Source organism: Sphingomonas cynarae (genome assembly GCF_039537815.1).
In the GTDB taxonomy this organism is placed as follows: domain Bacteria; phylum Pseudomonadota; class Alphaproteobacteria; order Sphingomonadales; family Sphingomonadaceae; genus Sphingomonas; species Sphingomonas cynarae.
Map to the genome: position 1 here is coordinate 171584 of NZ_BAABBF010000004.1, position 16718 is coordinate 188301.

18 protein-coding genes are annotated in these 16718 nt (G+C 63.1%); all 18 read left to right on the forward strand.

Annotated elements, in window-relative coordinates; all coding sequences use genetic code 11:
* Nucleotides 1-13: 13 nt before the first annotated feature.
* Entirely contained in the window at nt 14-934 is a 921-nt protein-coding gene (locus ABD719_RS10080; RefSeq protein ID WP_344693247.1) for a class I fructose-bisphosphate aldolase, read from the forward strand.
* Between the two features lie 105 nt (nt 935-1039).
* On the forward strand, nt 1040-1723 hold the full coding sequence (gene thiE / locus ABD719_RS10085) for a thiamine phosphate synthase (protein WP_344693248.1): 684 nt from the start codon (nt 1040-1042) through the stop codon (nt 1721-1723).
* A 64-nt stretch (nt 1724-1787) separates the two neighbouring features.
* A complete protein-coding gene (locus ABD719_RS10090) occupies nt 1788-2789 on the forward strand; it encodes a L,D-transpeptidase family protein (RefSeq protein WP_344693249.1) in 1002 nt (333 codons plus the stop codon).
* A 6-nt stretch (nt 2790-2795) separates the two neighbouring features.
* On the forward strand, nt 2796-3380 hold the full coding sequence (locus ABD719_RS10095; protein WP_344693250.1) for a M23 family metallopeptidase: 585 nt from the start codon (nt 2796-2798) through the stop codon (nt 3378-3380).
* Between the two features lie 33 nt (nt 3381-3413).
* Nucleotides 3414-3977, forward strand: a complete 564-nt coding sequence (gene efp, locus ABD719_RS10100) for an elongation factor P (RefSeq protein WP_192123347.1) — start codon at nt 3414-3416, stop codon at nt 3975-3977.
* A gap of 145 nt (nt 3978-4122) precedes the next feature.
* Nucleotides 4123-4935, forward strand: coding sequence for an inositol monophosphatase family protein (locus ABD719_RS10105; RefSeq protein WP_192123342.1), 813 nt, complete (start codon nt 4123-4125; stop codon nt 4933-4935).
* A gap of 128 nt (nt 4936-5063) precedes the next feature.
* Nucleotides 5064-5438: an NADH-quinone oxidoreductase subunit A gene (locus ABD719_RS10110; protein ID WP_344693251.1), complete on the forward strand. Its 375-nt coding sequence runs from the start codon at nt 5064-5066 to the stop codon at nt 5436-5438.
* Nucleotides 5439-5443: 5 nt separating this feature from the next.
* Nucleotides 5444-5998, forward strand: a complete 555-nt coding sequence (locus tag ABD719_RS10115) for a NuoB/complex I 20 kDa subunit family protein (protein WP_344693252.1) — start codon at nt 5444-5446, stop codon at nt 5996-5998.
* Complete coding sequence (locus tag ABD719_RS10120; protein ID WP_344693253.1) at nt 5995-6855, forward strand: NADH-quinone oxidoreductase subunit C; 861 nt, start codon at nt 5995-5997, stop codon at nt 6853-6855. The genes ABD719_RS10115 and ABD719_RS10120 overlap by 4 nt, the downstream gene beginning before the upstream one ends.
* A 56-nt stretch (nt 6856-6911) precedes the next feature.
* A complete protein-coding gene (locus ABD719_RS10125) occupies nt 6912-8126 on the forward strand; it encodes an NADH-quinone oxidoreductase subunit D (protein WP_192124228.1) in 1215 nt (404 codons plus the stop codon).
* On the forward strand, nt 8126-8794 hold the full coding sequence (locus tag ABD719_RS10130) for a complex I 24 kDa subunit family protein (RefSeq protein WP_344693254.1): 669 nt from the start codon (nt 8126-8128) through the stop codon (nt 8792-8794). The genes ABD719_RS10125 and ABD719_RS10130 overlap by 1 nt, the downstream gene beginning before the upstream one ends.
* The gene (gene nuoF, locus ABD719_RS10135) at nt 8794-10095 is read left to right on the forward strand and encodes an NADH-quinone oxidoreductase subunit NuoF (RefSeq protein ID WP_344693255.1); all 1302 of its coding nucleotides are present in this window, start codon (nt 8794-8796) and stop codon (nt 10093-10095) included. The genes ABD719_RS10130 and nuoF overlap by 1 nt, the downstream gene beginning before the upstream one ends.
* The gene (gene nuoG, locus ABD719_RS10140) at nt 10095-12089 is read left to right on the forward strand and encodes an NADH-quinone oxidoreductase subunit NuoG (RefSeq protein ID WP_344693256.1); all 1995 of its coding nucleotides are present in this window, start codon (nt 10095-10097) and stop codon (nt 12087-12089) included. Before nuoF ends, nuoG begins: the two co-directional genes overlap by 1 nt.
* Nucleotides 12086-13141, forward strand: a complete 1056-nt coding sequence (gene nuoH, locus ABD719_RS10145; protein ID WP_344693257.1) for an NADH-quinone oxidoreductase subunit NuoH — start codon at nt 12086-12088, stop codon at nt 13139-13141. Before nuoG ends, nuoH begins: the two co-directional genes overlap by 4 nt.
* Nucleotides 13138-13623 (forward strand): NADH-quinone oxidoreductase subunit NuoI, encoded by a 486-nt coding sequence (gene nuoI / locus ABD719_RS10150; RefSeq protein ID WP_344693258.1) that lies wholly within the window; start codon nt 13138-13140, stop codon nt 13621-13623. The genes nuoH and nuoI overlap by 4 nt, the downstream gene beginning before the upstream one ends.
* 46 nt (nt 13624-13669) lie before the next feature.
* On the forward strand, nt 13670-14281 hold the full coding sequence (locus ABD719_RS10155; protein WP_344693259.1) for an NADH-quinone oxidoreductase subunit J: 612 nt from the start codon (nt 13670-13672) through the stop codon (nt 14279-14281).
* Nucleotides 14278-14583 (forward strand): NADH-quinone oxidoreductase subunit NuoK, encoded by a 306-nt coding sequence (gene nuoK, locus ABD719_RS10160; RefSeq protein WP_192123320.1) that lies wholly within the window; start codon nt 14278-14280, stop codon nt 14581-14583. The genes ABD719_RS10155 and nuoK overlap by 4 nt, the downstream gene beginning before the upstream one ends.
* Nucleotides 14584-14587: 4 nt before the next feature.
* Complete coding sequence (gene nuoL, locus ABD719_RS10165; protein ID WP_344693260.1) at nt 14588-16711, forward strand: NADH-quinone oxidoreductase subunit L; 2124 nt, start codon at nt 14588-14590, stop codon at nt 16709-16711.
* The last annotated feature ends 7 nt before the right edge of the window (nt 16712-16718 follow it).

Here is a 16718-nt window from a genome sequence, read left to right on the forward strand (position 1 = left end):
CAGGGAGATTTCCATGTCCACGACCGTGACGCCTGTCGTAAAGGCCATTCTCGACAAGTATGAAGCCACCAGCCCGGCGGTGAAGGGCAACCTTGCCCGCATCCTGATGCAGGGAAAGCTGGGCGGCACCGGCAAGCTCATCATCCTGCCGGTCGATCAGGGGTTCGAACATGGGCCGGCCCGCTCGTTCGCGGTGAACCCGGCGGCGTATGATCCGCACTACCACTACCAGATCGCGATCGATGCCGGCCTGTCCGCCTATGCCGCGCCGCTCGGGCCGCTGGAGGCGGGTGCCGACACTTTCGCCGGGCAGATCCCAACGATCCTGAAGGTCAACAGCTCGAACAGCTGGGCGACCAGCATCGATCAGGCGGTGACCGCCAGCGTGTCCGACGCGTTGCGACTAGGTTGCGCGGCGATCGGCTTCACCATCTATCCCGGGTCGGACGGCATCTTCGAGCAGATGGAGGAAATCCGCGAACTGTCCGAGGAGGCCAAGTCGGTCGGTATCGCGACGGTGATCTGGAGCTATCCGCGCGGCGGCAACCTGTCCAAGGACGGCGAGCTGGCGCTGGATGTCGGCGCCTATGCCGCGCACATGGCGGCGTTGCTGGGCGCGCACATTATCAAGGTGAAGTTGCCGAGCGCGCATATCGAGCAGCCCGAAGCGCAGAAGGCATACGAGGGTACCGACTGGTCGCAGCAGTCCGAGCGTGTCCGCCACGTCGTCCAGTCCAGCTTCGCCGGACGCCGGATCGTGGTGTTCTCGGGCGGCGCGGCCAAGGGTGCCGATGCGGTCTATCAGGATGCGCGCGACATTCTGGCGGGTGGCGGCAACGGCTCGATCATCGGCCGCAACACCTTCCAGCGCAGCCGCGAGGATGCGCTGGCGATGCTCGACAAGCTGGTGTCGATCTACAAGGGCGAGGCCTGATCCGGCCCGGTGGCGGCGCGGTGTGTGCCGTGGTCGCCACCAAACGTCATGCGCTTGGCTAGGTCGCGGCTTTCGTCGCGGATGGGGTAGGGTTAGAGGGGGCGGATGATCCAAGACCCTCTCGGCCCGCTCGACCCCGATTTCGCTGCGAACTTCACGCGCGATCTTCGCCGTCCGCCCTGTCAGCTCTATCTCGTATCGCCGCTCGACGTCGGCGGTGCTTTCCCGGACCGGCTGGCGCGCGCGCTGGATTCGGGGCCGGCGGCAGCATTCCAGTTCCGAGTCAAGGATATCGACCAGCACGAAGCGGCGCGACTGGCCGAACCGTTGCAGCGCATCTGCGCCGACCGGGAAGTCGCGTTCATCGTCAATGATTCGATCGCGCTGGCCAAGCGGCTGGGAGCGGACGGCGTGCATCTGGGCCAAGATGATGGCGACCCGCGTGAGGCACGCGAGGCATTGGGGCCGAGCGTGCAGATCGGCGTCACCTGCCATGACAGCCGCCATCTCGCGATGGAAGCGGGTGAGGCGGGGGCCGATTACGTCGCGTTCGGTGCTTTTTATCCGACCTCGACTAAGGAAACCAAGCATCGTCCCGAACCGGTTATTCTCAGCTGGTGGTCGGCGGTGTTCGAACTGCCCTCCGTCGCGATCGGCGGGATCACACCGGACAATGCCGCGCCGCTGGTGAAGGCGGGGGCGGACTTCCTCGCCGCGTCCGGTGCGGTATGGGGTGGGGACGAGGCGGCGGCGATGCGCGCCTTTGCCGACGTGCTCGCTGCACGATAGGCACGGAGCCAAGCGGGATGCCGCTCGTTTGATCCGACAGCGTAACAGTCTGATCGGAACATCCATGCGCCGTTTTCTGCTCCTGCTCGCCCTCGGCTTTGCCGCGCCCGCAATAGCGCAGCCGGAAGTTTCCCGCGGGAAACAAATCCCGCTCGACCGCAACCTGCTGAAGATGCAGGTCGTACTCGATCGTCTCGGCTTCTCGCCCGGCGTCATCGACGGGCGGGCGGGCATGTCGTTGACGTCGGCGATCAAGGGGTTTCAGGAAAGTCGCGGGTTGCCGGTGACGGGGCAACCCGATGCGCCGACCATGCAGGCGCTAGCCCCCTATTGGGGGACCGAGGCGACCAGGACGCTCGAACTGAACGCCCGTGTGCTCGCAGGGCCGTATCTGCCGGAAATTCCGAAGAGCGAGGTCGACCAGGCGAAGCTGCCCGGCCTCTACTATCGCAGCCCGCTGGAGAAACTGGCGGAGATGTTCCACACCACGCCGCGCGTACTGGTGGAGCTGAACGGCCCGCAGACGATGCTGATGCCCGGCACCAAGGTGGTGTTTCCGAACGTGCTGCCGACCAGTCGCGCCTATGACCCCGAGCGGACCGACGAATGGCGGGCGACGCTCAACATGCTGAACGTCGATGCGGTGCAGCCCGAGGCGTCGAGGATCGTGGTCGACAAATCCGACAAGGTGCTGCGCGTCTATGACAAGGCGGACAAGCTGGTCGCACAGTTTCAGGTGACGACGGGATCGCAGCACGATCCGCTGCCTATCGGTAAATGGACGATCAAGGGCGCGGATTATAATCCGAAGTTCCATTACAATCCCGCCCTGTTCTGGGATGCCGACAAGAGCGACGATAAGGCGCAACTGCCGCCGGGGCCCAATGGGCCGGTCGGGGTGGTCTGGCTGGACCTGTCGAAAAAGCATTATGGCATCCATGGCACCCCCAATCCCGAACTGATCGGCCGCAGCGAAAGCCATGGTTGCGTGCGGCTGACCAACTGGGATGTGGCGCGGCTGTCGGTGATGGCGAAGCCGGGAACGCCAGCCATCTTCCAGGAATAGCCAAGGATGACGAAGCTCGGCTGGGGCATCCTGATCGCGCTGGTGCTGGTGGTAGGCGGCTTCCTGTCGATGCTGTCCTTTTCGGGCGACGGCGAACCGGGCGTGCGGGAGCGCTTACGCCGTGCAAACCCGTTCATCCGTACGCCCGCGTCGCTCGTGATCCCGGTGGCGGGCGTCGCGCCGGCGGCGATCGCCGATAGCTGGGGCGATGCCCGCGGGGGCGGCGCGCGGGCGCACCACGGCACCGATATCATGGCGCCGGGCGGTACGCCGGTGCTGGCGGCGGCGGACGGCATGGTCGAGAAACTGTTCGACAGCCACCTCGGCGGCACGACGCTCTATGTCCGGTCGCCCGATCGGGGCATGATTTATTACTATGCTCATCTGTCCCGTTATGCGGCTGGAATCGATGAGGGGGCGGTGGTGCGGGCGGGCCAGCCGATCGCCTATGTCGGCGATACCGGCGATGCTGGGCCGGGGAATACCCACCTGCATTTCGGCGTACAGCGGATGCGGGCCGATGAGGGGTGGTGGCAGGGCCAGGACATCAATCCCTATCCCTTGCTTGCCGGAACGGCTGTGCAACGCTAAGTCGCGCCATCGCTCTTTCCAGCAGGTACAGTCATGAAGATCAGCGGCGTGGACATCCGTCCCGGCAACATCATCGAGTATGAAGGCGGCATCTGGCGCGCGGTCAAGATCCAGCACACGCAGCCTGGCAAAGGCGGCGCGTACATGCAGGTCGAGATGAAGAACCTGATCGACGGACGCAAGAACAACGTCCGCTTCCGCTCGGCCGAGACGGTGGAGCGGGTACGGCTGGATACCAAGGATTTCCAGTTCCTGTTCAAGGACGGCGACCAGCTGACCTTCATGGACAAGGACAATTACGAACAGATCACGCTGGATGCCGGCATCCTCGGCGATGCCGCCGCATTCCTGCAGGACGGCATGGATGTGGTGCTGGAACTGTACGACGAACGTCCGATCTCGGTAGAACTGCCCTCCACGATCGAGGCGATGATCGTCGAGGCCGATGCGGTGGTAAAGGGTCAGACGGCCTCGTCCAGTTACAAGCCCGCAATCCTTGACAACGGCGTCCGCGTGATGGTGCCGCCGCATATCGGCGCGGGTACGCGGATCGTGGTAGACGTATACGAGCAGACGTACGTTCGGCGCGCTGATTGAGGCTTGCTGACGAGACGAATAGCATAGCTATTTGTCTCGTCAGCAAGTCCGGCCGGCGAGCCCCGCTCGACCGACGGCACGGGCTTTGCCTGTGACGCGCTAATTGCCCCTCTCTCCTGAAGGGAGAGGGAGAAGGAAAACTACCATGCCTTCCCATTCCGGTCTCTTCACCGTCATCGAGCGGGCTGCACGCAAGGCAGCGCCGCGGCTGCGACGCGACTTCAACGAGGTTCAGCAGTTGCAGGTCAGCCGCAAGGGGCCGGCGGATTTCGTCAGCCAGGCCGACCAGCGTGCCGAGCAGACGATCTACGAGGAACTGTCGCGTGCGCGCCCCGACTGGGGGTTCCTGATGGAGGAGCGAGGCGAGGTGGCGGGCGATCCCGACAAGCCGCGCTTCATCGTCGATCCGCTCGACGGCACCTCGAACTTCCTCCACGGCATCCCGCATTTCTGCATCTCGATCGCGGTCGAGGAGCCGATGCCGAACGGCAAGCGTGAGATCACGACCGCGCTCGTCTATCAGCCGCTGACCGACGAAAGCTTCTGGGCGGAAAAAGGTCGTGGCGCATGGCTGACCGACCAGCGGCTGCGTGTATCGTCGCGCCGCGACATGAGCGAGGCCCTGATCGCGACCGGCATCCCCTTCATGGGTCATGGCGACTTCGTCGAATGGAGCCGCATCTTTGGCGCGGTCGCGCCCGAAGTGGCCGGCATCCGGCGCCTGGGCGCGGCGGCACTCGACCTCGCCTGGGTGGCGGCGGGGCGATTCGACGGGTTCTGGGAATCGGACCTGCAGATGTGGGACGTGGCGGCCGGCCAATTGCTCATCAAGGAAGCCGGGGGCTTCGTCACCGACTATCGTGGTGGCGACAAGCCGTTGGAGCGCAAGGAAATGCTTGCGGCCAACGATGCGCTTCACTCCAAGCTGCACAAGCTGGTGGCAGGCGCCCTGCGCTGACGGCGCGGTAGGCCTCGGCCGGTCGGCCCGTTGCCAGTTGCGAGTTATTCTCATGGCTCGCAAACCTTGCCGCTTGGGCTTCACCGGCCTAAAGCGATCACTATCCGTTCGCACTTGCGAGATGCCCATTGGTCGACCTGTCGCAATATCTGCCGATCCTGCTGTTCCTTGGTGTCGCGATCCTGCTTTCCAGCGCGTTCGTGTTTCTGCCGATGGCGGTCGGGCGGCTCACCGGTTCGCACAAGCCGAACGAGCAGAAGCTCTCGGAATATGAGTGCGGTTTTCCCGCGTTCGAGGATTCGCGCAGTCGCTATGACGTGCGCTTTTATCTCGTCGCGATCCTGTTCATCGTCTTCGATCTGGAGGCGGCGTTCCTATATCCATGGGCGGTCAGCGTGTTCAGCATCGGCTGGACCGCGTGGATCTCGATGATGATCTTTATCGGCGAACTGGCCCTGGGCCTCGTCTATGCGTGGAAGAAGGGAGCGTTGGATTGGGAGTAGTCGACATGCACTCCGGTCCCGTCGAACTCAGCCGTCCGGCCGGTGACGGCAGCGTGCTGCCGCCCGATCAGGGGTTTTTCGACAGCCTTAACGGCGAACTGACCGACAAGGGTTTCCTCGTCACCTCGACGGAGGAACTGTTCCAGTGGGCGCGTACCGGCAGCCTGTGGTGGATGACGTTCGGCCTTGCCTGCTGCGCGGTGGAGATGATCCACGTCAACATGCCGCGGTATGACCTTGAACGCTTCGGTGCCGCGCCGCGCGCATCTCCGCGTCAGTCGGACGTGATGATCGTCGCAGGTACGCTCTGCAACAAGATGGCTCCGGCGCTGCGCCGGGTATACGACCAGATGTCGGAGCCGAAATACGTCATCTCGATGGGCAGCTGCGCCAATGGCGGTGGCTATTACCATTACAGCTATTCGGTCGTGCGCGGCTGTGACCGGATCGTCCCGGTCGACATCTACGTGCCGGGATGCCCCCCGACGGCGGAAGCGTTGCTGTACGGGATCATGCAGTTGCAGCGGAAGATTCGCCGCAGCGGGAGCATCGAACGGTGAGGGCGCCTGCTCCCGCCTATGCGCCCGCGGGCGACACGATCGAGGTCGCACGCGGCGCGATTGGCCCGGCGCTGCTCGACGCGCGTGAGCGGGTCGGCGAGGTGCAGTTGTACGTCCATCGCGATGGGCTGATCGATGCGATGATCGCGCTGCGCGATACCCCGGGGCTGGAATATCAGCAGTTGATGGAGATCGCCGGGGTCGATTATCCCGAGCGATCCGAGCGGTTCGATGTCGTCTACAACATGCTGTCGCTTACGCGGAACCACCGCATACAGGTGCATGTCGCGACCGACGAGGAACAGCCGATTCCGTCCGTCACCGGCCTGTGGCCGGTTGCCGGCTGGCTCGAGCGCGAGGTGTATGACCTGTACGGCGTGCTGTTCACTGGCAATCAGGACCTGCGCCGCATTCTGACGGATTATGGCTTTCGCGGCCACCCGCTGCGCAAGGACTTTCCGATGACGGGCTATACCGAACTGCGCTATTCCGAGGAGGAGAAGCGGGTCGTGTACCAGCCCGTGCAACTGGCGCAGGATTTCCGTACGTTCGATTTCCTGTCGCCATGGGAAGGTGCGGGATATGTGCTGCCGGGCGACGAGAAGGCAGCCGCCCCGGCGAGTGGCCCTGCGGTGCCCCAGGCCAAGGGTGCGCAGACGCCACTGACGGCGGATCAGATTCAGAAGGCGGACGCGGCCGGCGCGCCGAAGCAGGCGCCCGCGGCATCCAGCGAACCCTATGCCAAGACGACGGCGGAAAGCACCGCCGATACCGGCAAGGGCGCGCCGCAATCCGATGCGACGCCGAAGCCGAGCGATCCCGATGTCGTTCCCACCAAGGCAGGGCAGAATCAGTGAGTGATGCACCCGTGATCGCCCCGGCGACGACCACGATCGACCCCCATGTCGATCAGATGCTGCACAATGTCAGCGCGTCCGATCCGTCGACCGGCGACGTGACGATCCAGAACTACACGATCAACTTCGGCCCGCAGCATCCTGCAGCGCACGGCGTTTTGCGGCTGGTGATGGAACTGGATGGCGAGATCGTCGAACGGATCGATCCGCATGTCGGCCTGCTTCACCGCGGCACCGAGAAGCTGATTGAGGCCAAGACCTATATCCAGGCTCTGCCCTATTTCGACCGACTCGATTACTGCTCGCCGATGTGCATGGAGCATAGCTGGGTGCTCGCGGTCGAGAAGTTGCTCGACCTCGAAGTGCCCGTGCGCGCGCAATATCTGCGCGTGTTCTTTGCCGAGCTGACGCGTATTTGCAATCACATGCTGAATCTCGGCAGTCATGTCATGGATGTCGGCGCGATGACGCCGAATCTCTGGCTGTTCGAAATCCGCGAAGACTGCATGAACTTCTTCGAGCGCGCGTCGGGCGCCCGGATGCACCATAACTACATGCGCCCGGGCGGCGTCCATCAGGACGTGCCGCTGAAGCTGCTGACCGATATCGGTGACTGGCTCGATACGCGGCTGCCGCGCCTGTTCGAGGATGCGATCTCGCTGGTGGCGGATAACCGCATCTTCAAGCAGCGTAACGTCGACATCGCCACCGTCAGCCGCGATGATGCGATCGCCTGGGGTTTTTCCGGACCGATGATTCGCGCGGCGGGCATCCCGTGGGATTTGCGCAAGTCGCAGCCCTATGACGTGTATGACCGGATGGAATTCGACATTCCGGTCGGTACGCGTGGCGATTGCTACGATCGCTTCATGGTACGCGTGGAAGAGGTCCGCCAGTCGGCGCGGATCATGAAGCAGTGCCTTCGTGACATGCCCGAAGGTCCGATCGCATCGGACGACCGCAAGGTGGTGCCGCCCAAGCGGGCCGAGATGAAGCGCTCGATGGAGGCGCTGATCCACCACTTCAAGCTGTATACCGAGGGCTTCCACGTCCCCGCCGGCGAGGTCTATGTCGCGACCGAAAGCCCCAAGGGCGAGTTTGGCGTGTATCTGGTCGCCGATGGCACCAACAAGCCCTATCGCTGCAAGATTAGGCCGACCGCGTTCAGCCATTTGCAGGCGATGGACTTCATGAGCCGCGGCCACATGCTGGCCGACACGACCGCCATTCTCGGCGCGATGGATATCGTTTTTGGTGAGTGTGACCGCTGATGGCTGATGCCGTTCATATCCCCGATGAGGCTGAAACCCGCGCGCGTTGGGGCTCGTTCAAGTGGAACGACGAAAACCAACGCAAGGCGAACGAGATTCTCGGCCGCTATCCTAAGGGGCGGGAGCAATCAGCTTCGATTCCTTTTCTTGACCTGGCCCAACGGCAGGTCGGGGCGGAAACGCAGACGCAGGGCTGGTTGCCGGTCCCGGTGATTGAATTCGTCGCGCGCGCGATCGGCGTACCGTATATGCGCGTTTACGAGGTCGCGACTTTCTATACGATGTTCAATCTGGCGCCGGTGGGCCGTTATCACGTGCAGGTATGCGGCACGACGCCGTGCATGCTGGCCGGATCCGACGATGTTCTCGCGGCATGCAAGAACCGCGGACTGGTGAAGGGCGGTACGACGCCTGACGGCCTGTTCACGCTGACCGAGGTCGAGTGTCTGGGCACTTGCGCCAATGCGCCGATGGTCCAGATCAACGACGATAATTACGAAGACCTCGATTATGATCGCACCATCGCGGTGCTGGAAGCTCTGGCCAATGGCCAGACACCCGAGCCGGGATCGACGATCGGGCGGCGGGCCAGTTGCCCGGAGGGCGGGCCGACCTCGCTCAGGCAGATGGTCGATGCCAACCATGATTATCGGGGGGAGTGGGCGTAATGCTCGCCGACAGGGATCGAATCTTCACCAACGTCTACGGGTTCCAGCCATGGAATCTCGACGCGGCGCGTGCGCGGGGCGACTGGGACAATACCAAGGCGCTGCTGGAACTCGGCAACGACAAGATCATCGACGTCGTCAAGGCATCAGGTTTGCGCGGTCGTGGCGGGGCGGGATTTCCAACCGGCACGAAGTGGTCGTTCATGCCCAAGGAGCCAAAGGCGGAGCGGCCCAATTTCCTCGTCATCAATGCCGATGAATCCGAGCCGGGCAGCTGCAAGGATCGCGAGATCATCCGCCACGATCCGCACAAGCTGATCGAAGGCGCGCTGGTTGCGGGCTTCGCGATGCGGGCGCGGGCGGCATATATCTATATCCGCGGCGAATATATCCGCGAGGCGGAGACGTTGTTCGCGGCGGTGGCGGAAGCCTATGCCGCCGGCCTCATCGGCAAGAACGCGTGCGGGTCGGGTTATGATTTCGACGTCTTCGTCCATCGTGGCGCGGGTGCCTATATCTGCGGCGAAGAAACCGCGATGCTCGAAAGCCTGGAGGGTAAGAAGGGCCAGCCCCGGCTGAAGCCGCCATTCCCAGCGGGAGCGGGGCTTTATGGCTGCCCGACGACGGTCAACAACGTCGAATCGATCGCGGTCGCGCCGACGATCCTGCGGCGCGGCGCCGAATGGTTCTCCAGCTTCGGCGCAGAGAATAATCGCGGGACCAAGCTGTTCCAGATCAGCGGTCACGTGAGCAAGCCGTGCGTGGTCGAGGAGGCGATGTCGATCAGCTTCCGCGAGCTAATCGAGACGCATTGCGGCGGTATCCGGGGCGGCTGGGACAATCTGCTTGCGGTCATCCCAGGCGGATCGTCGGTGCCGCTGGTGCCCGCCGCGCAGATCATCGACGCGCCGATGGATTTCGACGGGCTGAAGGCCGTTGGCTCCGGCCTGGGCACCGCCGCGATCATCGTCATGGACAAGTCCACCGATATCGTTCGCGCGATCAGCCGTATCTCGTACTTCTACAAGCATGAAAGCTGTGGCCAGTGCACGCCGTGCCGCGAAGGTACCGGCTGGATGTGGCGGGTGATGGAGCGGCTGCGCACCGGCGACGCCGACCTGTCCGAGATCGATATGCTGCAACAGGTGACCAAGCAGGTCGAAGGCCATTCGATCTGTGCGCTGGGCGATGCCGCGGCATGGCCGATCCAGGGTCTCATCAAGCATTTCCGGCCCGAACTGGAGCGCCGGATCCACGAACGCGGGGGTGACCTCGCACCGATGCAGGAAGCGGCGGAATAATGCCCAAGCTGAAGGTAGACGGGATCGAGGTCGAGGTGCCGGCCGGCGCCACGGTCCTGCAGGCGTGTGAAGCGGCGGGGAAGGAAATTCCCCGCTTCTGCTATCACGAGCGCCTGTCGATCGCGGGCAATTGCCGCATGTGCCTCGTCGAGGTGAAGCCGGGTCCGCCCAAGCCACAGGCATCGTGCGCGCTGCCGGCGGCGGACAATCAGGAAGTCTTCACCACGACGCCAATGGTGAAGAATGCCCGTGAGGGCATCATGGAATTCCTGCTTATCAATCATCCGCTCGATTGCCCGATCTGCGATCAGGGTGGCGAATGCGATCTTCAGGACCAGTCCGTCGCCTACGGTCGTGGCGCGTCGCGCTACGCCGAGAACAAGCGCGCGGTGACCGAGAAATATATGGGGCCGATCGTGAAGACGATCATGACCCGCTGTATCCAGTGCACGCGCTGTATCCGGTTCGCGGAAGAAGTGGCGGGCGTCGAGGAGATCGGCGCGATCTATCGCGGCGAGAACATGCAGATCACCTCCTATCTGGAAGAGGCGGTCACCAGCGAGCTGAGCGGCAATGTGGTCGATCTGTGCCCGGTCGGGGCGCTGACGTCGAAGCCCTATGCCTATGAAGCGCGGCCGTGGGAACTGCGCCGGACGCTGACGATCGACGTGATGGACGCGGTCGGCACCAACATCCGGCTCGACAGCCGTGGGCGGCAGGTGCTGCGCTGCGTGCCGCGGATCAACGAGGACGTGAACGAGGAATGGGCGTCGGACAAGACGCGCCATGCCGTCGACGGTCTGGTGCGGCGCCGGCTCGACCGGCCGTTCATCCGGCGTGACGGCAAGCTGGTTCCGGCGAGTTGGGACGAGGCATTCGCCGCCATCGCGGCGGTGCCGCATGGCGGTCATGTCGCGGCGGTTGCCGGCGATCTGGTCGATTGCGAAACCATGTATGCGGCCAAGGCGCTGGTTCGCGCGCTTGGGTCCGATCTGCTCGAAGGCCGGCAGACGGGCATGGATTATGATACGTCGTCGCTGGCGGCGGTGAACTTCAACACGACAATCGCCGGTACCGAAGAAGCGGATGCGATCCTGCTGGTTGGTACCAACCTGCGCTGGGAAGCGCCACTGGTGAATACGCGCGTCCGCAAGGCGATCAAGAAGGGTGCGAAGGTTTTCGCGATTGGGCCGGAAACGGACCTTACCTATAAGGTGGAGTGGCTGGGCGCCGATCTGTCGGTGCTGGGCAATCTGCCGCAGGCGGTGCTGGACGCCTTTGCCGGCGCGACGAAGCCGATGGTGATCATCGGCGGTGCGGCACTGAAGGGCGCGCATGGCGCCGCCGTGAAGCTGGTCGAGACGCTGGGTCTGGTAAAGCCCGACTGGAACGGCTTCAATGTCGTCCATATGGCGGCCTCGCGGATGGGCGGGCTGATGCTCGGTTATGCACGGCAGGGCGGGATCGCCGACCTGCACGATGCGAAGCTGGCATTCTTCCTTGGCGCGGATGAAGTGGATTTCAGCCGCTTCACCGGATTCAAGGTGTTCGTCGGCCATCACGGCGACAAGGGCGCAGCGGCGGCGGATGTAGTGCTGCCGGGTGCGAGCTACGCGGAGAAGTCGGGCACCTGGGTCAATCTGGAGGGTCGGGTCCAGCGTGGTGAGCGGGCGGTATTCCCGCCGGGCGACGCGCGTGAGGACTGGAGCATTTTCCGGGCGCTGTCCGATACGATGGGCGTGACCTTGCCATTCGACAGCTTCGCGGGCGTGCGCGAGGCCATGTTTGCCGAAGTGCCGCCATTGCGCGAACAGGGGCTGGTGTCGTTCGATTGGCGGGCGCCGACGCTCGACGGCACGCCCTCGGGCGTGCTTGCCGGCTATCCCATCAAGGATTTCTATCTGACCAACGCGATCTGCCGCGCATCGCCGACGATGCAGCGTTGTTCGGCCGAACTGGTTCATGGCGAGACGTTCGCGGAGGCCGCGGAATGACCGCTTTCTTCAATACCACCGTCGGCTTGCCCTATGACTGGGCTTGGTTCGTCGCGACGATCGTCGGCATCCTCGTCATCGCGCTGCCGCTGATGCTGGCTGTGGCGATGATCATCTATGCCGATCGCAAGATCTGGGCAGCGATGGCATTGCGTCGCGGTCCCAACGTCGTCGGCCCGTTCGGCCTGCTGCAATCGTTCGCGGACGGCCTGAAGGTCTTCCTGCAGGAAACGATCATCCCGTCGGCAGCGAACAAGGGCCTGTTCCTGATCGCGCCGATCATCACCTTCACGGTCGCGCTGATCGTGTGGGCGGTGGTGCCGTTCCAGGCGGGGGTGGTGCTTGCCGACATCAATGTCGGGCTGCTCTATGTCCTCGCGGCCTCATCGCTCGGCGTGTACGGTATCATCCTTGCCGGCTGGGCATCCAACTCCAAATATCCGTTCTATTCGGCGTTGCGTGCGGCAGCACAGATGGTCAGCTATGAAGTCGCGATCGGCTTCATCCTGATCTCGATCGTGCTGTGGTCGGGTACGTTCAACCTCAGCGGCATTGTGATGGCGCAGAAGGGCGTGTTGAACACACCGATCAACGGCTTCTTCCTGAACCCGCTGCTGTTCCCGATGGCGATCATGTTCCTGATCTCGTCGCTGGCGGAGACGCAGCGGGCGCCGTTCGACCTGACCGAGGCGGAATCCGAGCTGGTCGCAGGCTATCAGACCGAATATTCGTCGATGAGCTTCGCGCTCTACTGGCTTGGCGAATATGCCAACGTCATCCTGATGTGCGTGTTGAATGCGACGTTGTTCTGGGGGGGCTGGTTGCCACCGCTCGATTGGGCGCCGCTTTACGCCGTGCCGGGGATCATCTGGCTGTTCGCCAAGATGATGTTCTTCTTCTTCGTGTTCAGCTGGATCAAGGCAACCGTGCCTCGGTACCGCTACGACCAGCTGATGCGACTGGGATGGAAGGTGTTTCTGCCAGTGTCGCTGTTCTGGGTTTTCCTCGTATCGGGCGTCCTGATGTGGATGCGCGTAGGATTCGGGTCATGAGTGTCGCGCAATATGTGAAGTCGTTCTTCCTTGTGGAGTTCGTAAAGGCACACGCGCTGACCTTGCGCTATTTCTTCAAGCCCAAGGCAACGATCAACTATCCCTACGAACGCAACCCGGTCAGCCCACGGTTTCGCGGCGAGCATGCGTTGCGCCGTTATCCCAATGGGGAGGAACGCTGCATCGCGTGCAAGTTGTGCGAGGCGGTATGCCCGGCACAGGCGATCACAATCGAAGCCGAGCCGCGTGACGACGGCAGCCGCCGGACGACTCGCTACGACATCGACATGACCAAGTGCATCTATTGCGGCCTATGTCAGGAAGCATGCCCGGTCGATGCGATCGTCGAGGGGCCAAACTACGAATTCTCGACGGAAACGCGCGAGGAACTGATCTACGACAAGAGCAAGCTGCTCGATAACGGCGATCGCTGGGAGCGGACGCTTGCGGCAAACCTTGCCGCCGACGCGCCATACCGTTAATGCGCGCCCACTTCGTTCCAAACGCCAGGCAAGGGGGCCTGACCGCGTGATCCAGGCAATCGCCTTCTATCTCTTCGCCGCCGTGGTGATCGTGTCGGGCGCGCTGACGATTTTGTCGCGCAATCCCGTCCATTCGGTCATGTGGCTGATCTTGGCCTTCTTCAACGCCGCCGGCCTCATGGTGCTGGTGGGGGCGGAGTTCATCGCGATGCTCCTCGTCATCGTCTATGTCGGCGCGGTCGCGGTGCTGTTCCTGTTCGTGGTGATGATGCTCGACATCGATTTTACCCAGTTGCGGGCCGGCGTGGCACGGTACGCCGGTATCGGCCTTGCGATCGCGGTGGCGTTGGCGGCCGAGGTGATGATCGCGCTGGGCGCATGGAGCGCCGGCAAGATCGACCTGACGCGTCGGGCTGCACCGGTCGATCCGACGGTGCCCAATATCCAGGCGATCGGCAATCTGCTCTATACGCGCTATGTCTTCGTCTTCGAGGCGGCGGGGTTTGTGCTGCTGGTCGCGATGATCGGAGCGATCGTGCTGACCCACCGTGAACGCGGCGGCAGCCGGTACCAGAATATCGCCCGTCAGAATGCGCGGCGTCCACAGGACGCGACGCGCAACGTTCAGCCGCCGATCGGGCAGGGGGTGAAGTTGTGATCGGATTGATCCATTATCTGGTCGTAGCTGCCGTGCTGTTCACCATGGGGGTGCTGGGCATCTTCGTGAACCGCAAGAACCTGATCGTCATCCTGATGGCGATCGAGTTGATCCTGCTGGCGGTGAACATCAATCTCGTCGCCTTCTCGGCCTATCTCGGCGATCTCGTCGGGCAGGTGTTTGCGATGTTCGTGTTGGCGGTGGCCGCCGGCGAATCCGCTATCGGGCTGGCGATTCTCGTGATCTATTTCCGCGGTCGCGGCACCATTGCGGTCGACGACGTCAACCGGATGAAGGGATAAACGGTTGATCCTCGCTATCGTCTTTCTGCCCTTGCTGGCGGCCGCCATTGCGGGGCTGGGCAACAAGGCTTTGGGTTTCGTGCCCACCAAGGTCGTCACAACCGGCGCGTTGTTCGTTTCCTGCGCGTTGTCATGGCCGATCTTCATCGGCTTCCTGTCGGGATCGTCGGTCGCCAGCGTCACGCCGGTACTGACATGGATCGTCTCGGGCGACATGACCGTCGACTGGGCGCTGCGGGTCGATGCGCTGACGGCGGTAATGCTGGTCGTCATCACCAGCGTGTCCGCGCTCGTCCACCTGTATAGCTGGGGCTATATGAGCGAGGACCCGGATCAACCGCGGTTCTTCGCCTATCTGTCGCTATTCACTTTTGCGATGCTGATGCTGGTGACGGCCGACAGCTTGGTGCAGATGTTCTTCGGCTGGGAGGGCGTCGGTCTGGCGTCTTACCTGCTGATCGGTTTCTGGTTCCGTAAGCCGTCTGCCAGCGCCGCTGCGATCAAGGCGTTCGTAGTCAACCGGGTCGGCGATCTTGGCTTCATGCTTGGTATCTTCGGCACTTTCCTGGTGTTCGGCACGGTGTCGATTCCAGAAATCCTGAATGCTGCGCCGGGTATGGCCGGATCGACCATCGGGTTCCTCGGACACCGCTTTGATACCATGACAGTCCTGTGCCTGCTGCTGTTCGTAGGTGCGATGGGCAAGTCGGCGCAGCTTGGTCTCCACACGTGGCTGCCCGACGCGATGGAGGGGCCGACCCCGGTGTCGGCGCTGATCCATGCCGCGACGATGGTGACCGCAGGCGTGTTCATGGTCTGCCGCCTGTCGCCGATGTTCGAGGTCGCACCGGTTGCGCTCGATGTCGTGCGTATCGTCGGCGCCGCGACGTGCCTGTTCGCCGCGACCTGTGGTCTGGTGCAGACGGACATCAAGCGCGTGATCGCCTATTCGACGTGCAGCCAGCTCGGCTACATGTTCTTTGCCGCGGGCGTGGGTGCATACGGGGCGGCGATGTTCCACCTGTTCACCCATGCCTTCTTCAAGGCACTGTTGTTTCTGGGCGCGGGGTCGGTGATCCATGCGATGCATCACGAACAGGACATGCGGTTCTATGGTGGCCTGCGGAAGGAGATTCCGTTGACCTTCTGGGCGATGATGATGGGTACGCTGGCCATCACGGGCGTCGGCCTGCCGGCGGTATTCGGAAATCCGCTGGGCATCGGCTTTGCCGGCTTCCATTCCAAGGACGCGATTATCGAGGCAAGCTGGGCGGCCGGTCAGCCGGGCGTGTGGTTCGTCGGTGTACTGGTGGCGCTGCTGACCAGCTTCTACTCGTGGCGGCTGATGTTCCTGACCTTCTGGGGCGCTCCGCGCTGGGCTGCGTCGGAACATATCCAGCATGCGTTGCATGATGCCCATGGGCATGGTGCTCATGACGGACATGGCCACGGCAACGATGGCCATCATGCCGACGAAAGCCATGGCAATCCCGCACAGGCCGAGGATGCGGGCGACGCTCCCTCCACGCATGGTCCTGCGCAACGAGATCTGCCGGTCGGTACGGGTGGCTACCATCCGCACGAAAGCCCGATCCCGATGCTGGTGCCGCTTGGCATCCTGTCGGTCGGCGCGGTCGCCGCTGGCTTTGCCTTCCATAGCTATTTCATCGAACCGGAGTCGGGCGAGCATTTCTGGCGCGGCGCGCTGGCGTTCCGCGAGCATCTGATGCACGCGATGCACGAAGTGCCGGTGGCTATTAAGTTGTCCGCGACGATCGCGATGCTGCTGGGATTGTTGACGGCATGGTACGCCTATATCCGCAACACCGCCTTCCCGGTTGCGATGGCCGAGCAGTTCCGTGTCCTGTACGGTTTCCTGCTACGCAAATGGTATTTCGACGAGTTATATCATCTGATCTTCGTACGGCCTGCCTTCGCCATCGGTCGTTTGCTGTGGCACCGGGGTGACGAGCAGACTATCGACCGGTTCGGTCCGAATGGATCGGCCTGGCTGGTTCAGTTCGGCGCACGCGGTGCGGCCAAGCTACAATCGGGATATCTCTATTCCTATGCCTTCGTCATGCTGATCGGGCTTACTGCCGCGGTCACCTGGGCCATTGCGGGTTGATCGGGTG